At 70.5% G+C, this 5,816-nt stretch carries 10 protein-coding genes; 5 read left to right on the forward strand and 5 right to left on the reverse strand.

Translation table 11 applies throughout. The annotated features are described in order from the left end of the window. The coding region (locus tag G6017_RS05035; RefSeq protein WP_524536246.1) for a carboxyvinyltransferase at positions 1 to 207 on the reverse strand (207 nt) is incomplete at its 3' end. Between the two features lie 50 nt (positions 208 to 257). On the opposite strand from G6017_RS05035, the gene G6017_RS05040 reads away from it, so the two are divergent. Beyond that, positions 258 to 1,061 carry an SOS response-associated peptidase gene (locus G6017_RS05040; RefSeq protein ID WP_347237833.1) on the forward strand — a complete coding sequence of 268 codons (804 nt, stop codon included), beginning with the start codon at positions 258 to 260 and terminating at the stop codon, positions 1,059 to 1,061. 7 nt (positions 1,062 to 1,068) lie between these two features. On the opposite strand, the gene G6017_RS05045 is transcribed toward G6017_RS05040, so the two are convergent. Next, complete coding sequence (locus G6017_RS05045; protein ID WP_182616227.1) at positions 1,069 to 1,605, reverse strand: YbaK/EbsC family protein; 537 nt, start codon at positions 1,603 to 1,605, stop codon at positions 1,069 to 1,071. 105 nt (positions 1,606 to 1,710) lie between these two features. On the opposite strand from G6017_RS05045, the gene G6017_RS05050 reads away from it, so the two are divergent. Beyond that, positions 1,711 to 2,388 (forward strand): sigma-70 family RNA polymerase sigma factor, encoded by a 678-nt coding sequence (locus tag G6017_RS05050; protein WP_179524792.1) that lies wholly within the window; start codon positions 1,711 to 1,713, stop codon positions 2,386 to 2,388. Continuing rightward, positions 2,385 to 2,714 (forward strand): zf-HC2 domain-containing protein, encoded by a 330-nt coding sequence (locus G6017_RS05055; RefSeq protein WP_179524793.1) that lies wholly within the window; start codon positions 2,385 to 2,387, stop codon positions 2,712 to 2,714. Before G6017_RS05050 ends, G6017_RS05055 begins: the two co-directional genes overlap by 4 nt. 73 nt (positions 2,715 to 2,787) lie before the next feature. On the opposite strand, the gene G6017_RS17400 is transcribed toward G6017_RS05055, so the two are convergent. Then, complete coding sequence (locus tag G6017_RS17400) at positions 2,788 to 2,862, reverse strand: 50S ribosomal protein bL37 (RefSeq protein ID WP_370650909.1); 75 nt, start codon at positions 2,860 to 2,862, stop codon at positions 2,788 to 2,790. A 104-nt stretch (positions 2,863 to 2,966) separates the two neighbouring features. On the opposite strand from G6017_RS17400, the gene G6017_RS05060 reads away from it, so the two are divergent. Continuing rightward, complete coding sequence (locus tag G6017_RS05060; RefSeq protein ID WP_017836613.1) at positions 2,967 to 3,182, forward strand: biotin/lipoyl-binding carrier protein; 216 nt, start codon at positions 2,967 to 2,969, stop codon at positions 3,180 to 3,182. Positions 3,183 to 3,337: 155 nt separating this feature from the next. Here the strand turns inward: G6017_RS05060 and G6017_RS05065 are convergent, their stop codons facing one another. Beyond that, complete coding sequence (locus G6017_RS05065) at positions 3,338 to 3,586, reverse strand: WhiB family transcriptional regulator (RefSeq protein ID WP_179524794.1); 249 nt, start codon at positions 3,584 to 3,586, stop codon at positions 3,338 to 3,340. Between the two features lie 392 nt (positions 3,587 to 3,978). Between G6017_RS05065 and G6017_RS05070 the strand changes: the two genes are divergently transcribed. Next, positions 3,979 to 4,410 (forward strand): hypothetical protein, encoded by a 432-nt coding sequence (locus G6017_RS05070; protein ID WP_338404193.1) that lies wholly within the window; start codon positions 3,979 to 3,981, stop codon positions 4,408 to 4,410. Positions 4,411 to 4,450: 40 nt separating this feature from the next. Here G6017_RS05070 and G6017_RS05075 read toward each other — a convergent pair whose 3' ends face one another. Further along, positions 4,451 to 5,743: an Rv3212 family protein gene (locus G6017_RS05075; RefSeq protein WP_182616229.1), complete on the reverse strand. Its 1,293-nt coding sequence runs from the start codon at positions 5,741 to 5,743 to the stop codon at positions 4,451 to 4,453. Between the last annotated feature and the right edge of the window lie 73 nt (positions 5,744 to 5,816).

The following is a 5,816-nucleotide window of genomic DNA, read 5'->3' on the forward strand; positions in this document are numbered from 1 at the left end:
CGTGGGGCCCTCGATCCGGGTGCCGAGCGCGGTGAGCGCCCCGATCATCAGGTCGGTGTCCCGGCTGCGCAACGTCCCGCTCAGCCGGGCGGGGGCGTCGGCCAGCGCGGCCAGGACCAGGGCGCGGTTGGTCAGCGACTTGGACCCGGGTACGGGGACGACGGCCTCCACGGGAGTGCCGGCGACGGGTGCGTTCCAATGACTCACCTGGTCATTGTCGCGCATCGACCCCGATCCCGCCCGGTCCGGGTGGGAGGATGGACCGCATGTGTGGACGGTTCTCCCTCTCCTCGGATCCGGCGCGACTCGCCGTGGAGCTCGATGCCGTCGACGAGGCGTCCTCGCCGCCACCGGGGTTGTGGCCCGACCGGGGTCCGGTCTCCCCGAGGTTCAACATCGCGCCCACCACCACCGTCCCCGCCCTCGTCCTGGACGCCCCGCGCGAACGCCTCGACGATCCCGCCGGCCCCCGACGGATCCTGCGTGCCATGCGCTGGGGCCTGGTGCCGTCCTGGGCCAGGGACCCGGGCAGGCTGCCCACCCTGTTCAACGCGCGGGTCGAGACGGCGTTCGAGAAGCCCTCCTTCCGTACCGCCGTCGCGCGGCGCCACTGCGTGGTCCCGATGGACGGCTGGTACGAGTGGGTCCCGGGGGAGCCGGCGACGCCCGGCGGCAGGGCGGGCCCCAAGCAGCCGTTCCACATGAGCCTGCCCGGCGACGAGGGGCTGCTCATGGCGGGGCTGTGGGAGGCCCGGCGTGACCCCGGCGACCAGACCGTCACGCAGTTGTCGTGCACGATCCTCACCACCGAGGCGCTCGGACCGCTGCGCCGCGTCCACGACCGCATGCCGCTCGTGGTGCACCCGTCCGTGGTCTCCGACTGGCTCGACCCCTCCGTGATCGGTGACCCGAGGGCCCTGGTCGACGGCGCGGGCGGCGACCTGGGGCAGTGGGCCGACTCGGTGGAGATCAGGCCGGTCTCACGCGCGGTCTCCAACGTGAGGAACGAGGGCCCGGAACTGGTCCGGCCGGTGGACCCGTCCGCCGGGATGCTCTTCTAGCACGGCGTCACCGGGCGGCGATCGACGCCGCCGTGGCTCCCGTGAGGCCGACGAGGTCCGCGGGTGCCAGTTCGATCTCCCACCCCCGACGGCCGGCGCTGCACAGGATCGTGGGGTGATCCCACGCGGAGCTGTCGACCACGGTCGCCAGCGACCTCTTTTGCCCGAGGGGGGACACTCCGCCGACCACGTACCCGGTGGCCTTCTCCGCGACGTCGACGGGGGCGAGCGAGGCCTTCCCGGAGGACAGCGCGGCGGCCGCCGCCTTGAGGTCGAGCATCGCCGTGACCGGCAGGACCGCGACAGCCAGCGGGATCCGGGTGCCCGCCGGGGGGCGGGCGGTGGCGAGCACCAGGGTCTTGAACACCCTGGCGGCGTCGATCCCGAGTCGCTCGCCCATGACGCGGGCGGCCTCGTCGCCGAACGCGCCGCTTCCCGCGTCGTAGGTGTGCACCTCGTGGTCGACCCCGGCGGACCGGAGTGCGGCGATGGCGGGGGTCGCCGCCGAGTCGGACTTCCCGTGTCCCGTGCGCTTACGGCTCATCCAGCCCAGCCTAGTGACGGCACCGGCCGGAATAGCGTGACCGTGGACGGCGTTGAGGAGAGCAGGTACCCGGGACTGTCCCCGGGATCGGGAGAGGAGGGTGCGATGCGGACCGCGGTCCTCGACGCCCCCGGCGTGCGGATAGACTCCGGGTCATCGACAGGTGAGGAGTACCGGTTGCCGACCGAGTTGCAGCCCGACGAGTCCGACCAACGCGCCGAACAGTTCGAGGAGTTGGCCATGCCGCTCCTCGATCAGTTGTACGGTGCCGCGCTGCGGATGACCCGCAACCCGGCCGATGCGGAGGACCTGGTGCAGGAGGCGTACGCGAAGGCGTACGCGGGTTTCCACTCCTTCAAGCCCGGGACCAACTTCCGGGCCTGGATGCACCGCATCCTCACCAACGCGTACATCAACCACTACCGCAAGCGGCAGCGCCAACCCGCCCAGTATCCGACCGAGGAGATCACGGACTGGCAGCTGGCGGCGGCGGCGGAGCACACCTCCACCGGCCTGCGCTCGGCGGAGGTCGAGGCGATGGAACTGCTGCCGGACGACGAGATCCGGTCCGCGCTCGCCCAGCTCCCCGAGGAGTTCCGGATGGCCGTGTACTACGCGGACGTCCAGGACCTGCCGTACAAGGAGATCGCCGAGATCATGGACACCCCGTTGGGGACCGTGATGTCACGCCTCCACCGAGGACGCAAGCAGCTCCGCGAGCTGCTCCGGGACGTGGCGACCGAGCGTGGCTTCGGTCGTGACAGGACGGAGGGCGCGAAGTGACGAGGGAACACGACCCGCGGCTCGACCAGATCGACTGTGAGGCCGCCCGGCGCGACCTGTCCCTGCTGGTGGACCTCGAGTGCGACGACGCCTGTCGTTCGAGGCTCGAGCATCACCTCGCCGGGTGTCCGCCCTGCCGTGAACTCTTCCTCTCGGAGCGGCGGCTCAAGGCCAAGTTGTCCCGCTCGTGTTGCGAGAAGGCGCCGTCGGGGTTGAGGGAACGACTCATGGTGGAGATCCGACGCACCACGGTCACCACGACCGATTCCGACGGGACGACGGTGGTGCACCGGACCACGACCGTCCACCGGCGGGACCCGCACTGACCTCACCGGAGACGAGGCGAGGGGCGGACACCGACACGGTGTCCGCCCCTCGCTCGGTTCTGATGGTCCGGACTCAGCTGTTCGGACGCTTGCCGTGGTTGGCGTTCTTCTTGCGGCGATCCCGCCTCTTGCGGCCACGCTTGCCCATGGTCGCCTCCTTTCGTCGGTGTACAAGTCTCCCATGAGAACCCCCGTGTGGTTGCATTGAGGAGTCCGGGGGCCGCCGCGTGAGGAAAGCAGAGGAACATCCGAATGACTGAACAGGTCCGTGCCGAGATGGTCGCGAATGTCATGGAGGTCGTCGCAGCCGTCGGCACCGAGGTCGCCGAGGGTGACACGATCGTGCTCCTCGAGTCCATGAAGATGGAGATCCCGGTGTTGTGCGAGACGGCCGGCACCGTCACCGAGGTGGCCGTCGCCCCCGGCGACGTCATCCAGGCCGGAGACCTCATCGCCGTCATCGGCTGACGATCGACCGTCACGACGAAGGCCGGTTCCCCTCCCGCGCGGGAGGGGAACCGGCCTTCGTCGTTCTCGTGGGGTCGGGCGTCCGTTCAGGTCGCCGACCGGACCGCGTACCGTGGGATCGCGGTCACCAGAATGCGGTGATCAGGTGGCGGTGATCAGACCGCGGTGCGGGTGCGGGCGCGGCGACGCTTGAGCGCGCGACGCTCGTCCTCGCTCATGCCGCCCCAGACGCCCGCGTCCTGGCCGGACTCGAGGGCCCAGGCCAGGCACTCGGAGGTGACGGGGCAACGGTTACAGACGATCTTCGCCTCGGCGATCTGCGCGAGGGCGGGTCCGGAATTGCCGACGGGGAAGAACAGCTCGGGATCCTCGTCGCGGCAGATGGCCTTGTGGCGCCAGTCCATGGGAACTCCTTACGGTTACGAGACCGTTATCGGGTCAACCGGACACGGGAAGACGCCGCCGACGCGCCGATCTGCGAGGATCGGCACGCGGACGTACGCGCTGTGTCACATCCGGTGATGTGGTGGGGGTGTACCCGTTCCGAGGGCTCGCTCCGTGAGGAGCAGCTCCCGGTTAAGGCAAGGCAAACAATGTGCGTCTGCGCTGTTACGAATGATGGTGCCACGATTCCATGACAAGTCAACCCTCTCCCGCCGCGATGTGGCAAAGGTCACCCCGGTTGTCAAATCGAACCGAAATCGCACGCCAGAGGCTGTAATGGGTTAATCGGAGTCCAGTCCGCAAGGGTGGTGCGGGCCCGGCCGTCACCGCGACATACCCTGTGGAGGTGAACGTGAGCCGACCTGACGACCACCGCCCCCCGCCGGATCGCCTCGATCCCCGCACCGCGATCCCCACGCCCGTGCGCCTGGCCGGGTGGATCTCCTCCGCGCAGGGCCTCATCGGCGTCGGGGTGGCCGTGGCCCTCGCCATCCGGGCGGCCGGAGGCCATCGCGAGGAGACCGTCGTCATCAGTGGCTACGGCACCGCGGTGTGGTTCGCGATCCTCGGGGGCGGCCTTCTCGCGGCCGGTGTGGGCCTGTTGCGGGGTCGACGGTGGGGCCGTGGACTCGTGGTGATCGCGGAGTTGTTGTTGCTGTTCGTGGCCTGGTACGTGGGGGTGGGATCGGACCAGTACCTCGCCGGTCTGATCCTCGCCGTGGTCTGCGCAGTCGCGCTGGTGTCGCTGTTCCGCAGGGACGCGATCGAGTGGTACGCCGTCTGACCCTGCCGACCCGCACGGCTCCCTTATCCACCCCGGGGGGTCAGGCGACGAGCTTGTACGCGCGGATCTCTCCCGCGTGGCGTTCGTACAGGATGTCGCCGATCTGGGCGAGCCCCGTCACGCCCGGTCCCGGTGCCGCCTGCCCGGCCAGGCGACGGACCTCGCGCCCGGTGTCGTGGTCCAGGAGGGCGAGCCCGTCGGCGACCGGCACCAGCACCCACTCAGCCGTCGCATGGGCCGCGGGGTCGGCGGACCAGCCCCCGGTCAGTCCGGGGCCCGTCGACCCGCCCAGGGTCCACGAGTATCTCCCGGACGGCCCGTCGAAGGCGTGCGTGGAACGTCCGTCGAACCATCTCACCTGAGCGCTGTCGCCCGAGACGGACTCGTGCGAGGGCGGCACGGCCGGCTCACCCTCCAGAGCGAGCACGGTCGAGTGTTCGGTGGGGGAGGTGAACCACTCGACGGTCCAGTCGGGGCCCTGGTTCCGGAGCGCCAGGACCCCCTGCTCGGTCACCTCGATGATCCACAGACCGTCGGCACCGGTCGGGTCCGAGGCGATCTCCTCGGGGGCGCGATTGTCCTCGGGGACGGTCTTCGAGATCGTCAGCCTGACGGAGTCCTCGCCGGGGCAGCGCTCCGTCACGGCGAAGCGCTCGTCGGTGAGATCCGCGGTCACGAGGGTGCACCCGGTGCGGGGTTGCATCCCGGCCTCCTGCGGAGCCTCCACGGCCCCGTACTCGACCGTCCGGACCAGGTCGTCGCGCCAGATCTCGAGGCGGTCCGGGCTGAACGCCAGGACGTGCTTCCACGAGCCGGTGAGTTCCATCGAGTCCGGATACACACTCTGTCTGGTGCTCGCGTACTCCTGCCGGGTCGGGTCGAGGGACGTCACGTCACTGCACCCGGAGGCGCCGTCGAACGCGGCGACGAGTCGATCGGCGTAGAACGCTCCGGCACAGAACCGCCCCGCGTGCGTGTAGGACCAGCTCTCCTCCCCGGAACCCGCGTCCCGGCCGACCAGCACCCCGTCCGGGGAGACGGTGACGAGGTTGCCCTTGGTGGTGAGCGGGGGGCCGGTCCCGGCGGAGCCGTGCATCCAGAGCGGTTGGAGCGACGTGGGGGGATCGGTGGCCGGTCCGTACTCGGGCTGCTCCGCGTCCGCGGCACGCAGCTCCGACCCGGTCGCGCTCCCGGACAGCAGCACGGCGACCGCCGCCAGCACCATGACGACGGCGATCACCGCGGCGGTGACCAGATCTCGTCGCGTCCGGCGTTCGGGGGGGACGTCGACGAACGGCAGACGGCGTCCGGACCCGCTCCTGAGTGTGCGCACGTGCCTTCCAGGGGGTGGGGGTCGGGTCAGTCCCGACCGGTGGAGTCGGACGACGACGAGGGGCGCCGCCGCC

This window comes from Dietzia sp. B44 (assembly GCF_014145245.1).
Taxonomy (GTDB): domain Bacteria; phylum Actinomycetota; class Actinomycetes; order Mycobacteriales; family Mycobacteriaceae; genus Dietzia; species Dietzia natronolimnaea.